Below are 3038 nucleotides of genomic sequence, written 5' to 3' on the forward strand. Positions count from 1 at the left end.
CCCGGGATGGTTTTGGCAAACTATGGAAAAGCCCTTTTAGAAGCGGGATTCTCTTTTGGGCTTGGCAACGTTGACCTTGATGCTGCGTCCCCCGTAATCCTTGCCGTTAAGTGCTTCAATGGCTTCATCGGCACCGTTTTCCATCTCCACAAAACCAAAACCACGGGAACGGCCGGTCTCACGGTCCTCAATGATTTTGGCTGAACTTACTTCTCCAAATTCGGCAAAAGAATCGCGGAGTTGGGCCTCGGTTGTGCTCCAGGGCAGATTGCCCACGTACAAATTGGTCATAAAAAAAAGCTCCTAAAAAAGTAAAATAAATAATCATCAGCCCCAGGCTACACCTTTTCAGCCTGACAACATAGACCAATGATCAACGCAAGAACCCTTATAGTCTCAGTGAGCTGGATATGCAAGCTTTTTTTTGCATTTTTTTTATTTTTTTGAGGTAACAATATCAAGACGTTAACTTCTCCAGTCGGTTTTTTTGCCTTGTCATCAACTGCAGCATGATTTAGGCTGAATTATAAACAGTACTCCTCAGGCGGTTGTCATCTTGGTACTCTTCTGAAATTATAAATTAACCGCACGTACACCAGGTGGTAACACATTTATGCTCTTCTCCAGCAGTTCAACCACAAAGATTATGGCCCATGTTCCAGATTCGGGCCGGGGAGAAAACTATGTCTGATAAAAAACCCGGGCGGGATTTCCTGAAGGATTCCCTGAGAAAAGAGACAGATTTTTCACAGACTGACCAAAACAGGGGCGTGCCCGCCCCACCCCTTCAGAAACCCTATGACCCCTCTCTTTACAGGTTGTCCTTGAGTTCGGAAAAAGAGTGGAAAAGTTACATAAAAGATTTAAGCCTGGACAGAATAATCGCCAATCGCAAAAGCAGGAGAAAGTACTCCGACGAACCGCTGCAGATTCAGGAACTCTCCTTTCTTTTGTGGGCAACTCAGGGCATTCGCAAACAAAACAGTGATTTTACAGCCCTGAGGAATGTCCCTTCAGCCGGAGCCAGGCACAGTTTTGAAACCTATATTTTCGCCCGCAATGTTCAGGGACTTGATCCGGCTCTTTACCGTTTTTTGCCCCTGGAAAACGAGCTGGTACTCTTGAAAAGCATACCCGGTATGACGGCAGACCTGTCTCGGGCGGCTTTCGGCCAGAAGTTCGTGGGTCTGGGGGCTGCAACCTTTGTATGGTCGTGCATACCCTACCGCATGGAGTGGAGGTACGGCCCCACTGCCTACAGGGTGATTCTTATGGATGCCGGGCATGTATGCCAGAACCTGTACCTGGCATGCGAGGCCATAGGAGCGGCCACCTGCGCTGTGGCCGCATATGACCAGGAAGCCATGGATGAACTGGTGGGCCTGAATGGACAGGATGAATTCGCGGTCTATGTGGCACCGGTGGGCAAGGCACTGACAATTCCAGACCTGATCTGAATCCAGACTGCGCTCAAAAAGTTATTACTTCGTATCCTCTGTCCTGGTAGCCTGCCATGCCCGGATGTCCGGACATGTCATCCAGCAGCGCCAGGCTCTGATCCCTGGCGTCCTCCAGGGTGCCCATTTTGTGGGAACATGCCCTGCAGACTCCATAAACCAGGTTTTTGTCTTTAACCTTTGACCACAGATCACTTAGAGGGTGCTCGTCCCTGACAAGTTCGGGGATAAGTTTTGTTGCCGCTCCTTCCACCACTATTCCTGCTTCGTGTCCTTTTTCCTTCATATTCAGGGCATTGAGAAGGACATGAATAAAACACATGGGATCACCGTTGAACACGAAAAGGGCTGTTTTTCTCATAAAAGCTCCTGGTTGTGCAGCGCCCGGCGGTAACCATTCAGGGGGGCCTCGGTGGTTATTACTGGCACGAGGTCTGGGGACTGTCCCGCACTTATTTTTTTATGATAAACAATTTAGGTGTGAGCGTTGGAAAAAATAAGTGCGGGACTGTCCCCGGTCACGCCAGAGGCGTGATTCCGGCACCCCCTCAATGGTTACGCCCGGCGTTCAGTCAGCACCGGGCGCTATTGTTAAGTATCGGCTTAATCAAAAGCCATTTCTACTTTCCAGTCTTTCCAGACATTGCCCACCAGATCCGGCCCGGGCTTCAGGGTCATCTTGCCGGGCCTCCATCCGGACGGAGTGGCTTCTCCGCCTTTTGTCTCCCGGATGTGCTGAAACGCCCTGATCTGTCTCAGGGTCTCTTCCACATTTCTGCCCACAGGAGGGGTAAGGACTTCGTAGCCCTGAACAACACCGTCGGGGTCGATTATAAATCTGCCGCGGTTTTCAACACCGGCGTCTTCGTCATAGACACCGTAGACTTTACCGACTCTTCCGCCGCCGTCGGAAAGCATGGGAAAAGGCACGCCACCCTCTATCATCTTGCACAGTTCATGATCGTCCCACATCTTGTGCACAAACATGCTGTCAATGCTCATGGGCAGAACTTCTACGCCCAGATTTTGAAATTCGGAGTACTTAGCAGCAACTGCTGCTATTTCTGTAGCTCAGACAAAGGTGAAATCACCCGGGTAAAAGCAAAGAACCACCCATTTGCCCAGATAATCGGACAATGAAACATTTACAAATTTGCCCTGCTGATACCCCGGGGCCGTAAAGTCCGGTGCTTTTCTTCCCACTTGAATCATTTTTTTGTGCTCCTTTTTTGAACCGGTTTCCATACCTGTTTCTTCCGCATTTTCTTCCGAGGGCTCTTCTCCAACCGGGCCGCCTGTTGGCCGGGCGCATCCAGCCGGTAATTCTTCAGCCATAAATAACCTCCTTTTTTAATTCTCTTCCGCGAACAGTAACTATTATTATAAATCAACTTTGTCAACTTTTTTTAAAAAGTCTGGAACCGGCAGCCTCAGGAGACAGTTACCATTCCGGGGCTCCTCAGTGGTAGTTCATGGCACAAGGTCTGGGGACTGTCCCGCACTTATTTTTTTATGATAAACAATTTAGACAGTGGCTTACTGCTGAAACCTTGTCATAAAAAACAAGAAATTTGGACAGGA

General features: G+C 49.2%; 4 protein-coding genes. 1 reads left to right on the forward strand and 3 read right to left on the reverse strand.

What is annotated here, in order from left to right; genetic code table 11:
• Nucleotides 1–36 precede the first annotated feature (36 nt).
• A complete protein-coding gene (gene rbp, locus D5S03_RS05300) occupies nt 37–291 on the reverse strand; it encodes an RNA-binding regulator (protein ID WP_008868825.1) in 255 nt (84 codons plus the stop codon).
• 392 nt (nt 292–683) lie between these two features.
• Between rbp and D5S03_RS05305 the strand changes: the two genes are divergently transcribed.
• Nucleotides 684–1457 (forward strand): SagB/ThcOx family dehydrogenase, encoded by a 774-nt coding sequence (locus D5S03_RS05305; protein WP_008868824.1) that lies wholly within the window; start codon nt 684–686, stop codon nt 1455–1457.
• 13 nt (nt 1458–1470) lie between these two features.
• Here D5S03_RS05305 and D5S03_RS05310 read toward each other — a convergent pair whose 3' ends face one another.
• Together D5S03_RS05310 and prxU are read right to left on the reverse strand one after the other, a co-directional pair.
• A complete protein-coding gene (locus D5S03_RS05310) occupies nt 1471–1818 on the reverse strand; it encodes a DsrE family protein (protein WP_008868823.1) in 348 nt (115 codons plus the stop codon).
• A gap of 242 nt (nt 1819–2060) precedes the next feature.
• Nucleotides 2061–2792 carry a thioredoxin-dependent peroxiredoxin gene (prxU, locus tag D5S03_RS05315; RefSeq protein WP_244156294.1) on the reverse strand — a complete coding sequence of 244 codons (732 nt, stop codon included), beginning with the start codon at nt 2790–2792 and terminating at the stop codon, nt 2061–2063.
• Nucleotides 2793–3038 lie beyond the last annotated feature (246 nt).

The organism is Desulfonatronospira sp. MSAO_Bac3, from assembly GCF_003838035.1.
Taxonomy (GTDB): Bacteria; Desulfobacterota; Desulfovibrionia; order Desulfovibrionales; family Desulfonatronovibrionaceae; genus Desulfonatronospira; species Desulfonatronospira thiodismutans.

Coding starts and splice junctions, on each gene's coding strand:
- rbp (WP_008868825.1), bottom strand. CDS start 291: ATGACCAATTTGTACGTGGGCAATCTGCCCTGGAGCACAACCGAGGCC.
- D5S03_RS05305 (WP_008868824.1), top strand. CDS start 684: ATGTCTGATAAAAAACCCGGGCGGGATTTCCTGAAGGATTCCCTGAGA.
- D5S03_RS05310 (WP_008868823.1), bottom strand. CDS start 1,818: ATGAGAAAAACAGCCCTTTTCGTGTTCAACGGTGATCCCATGTGTTTT.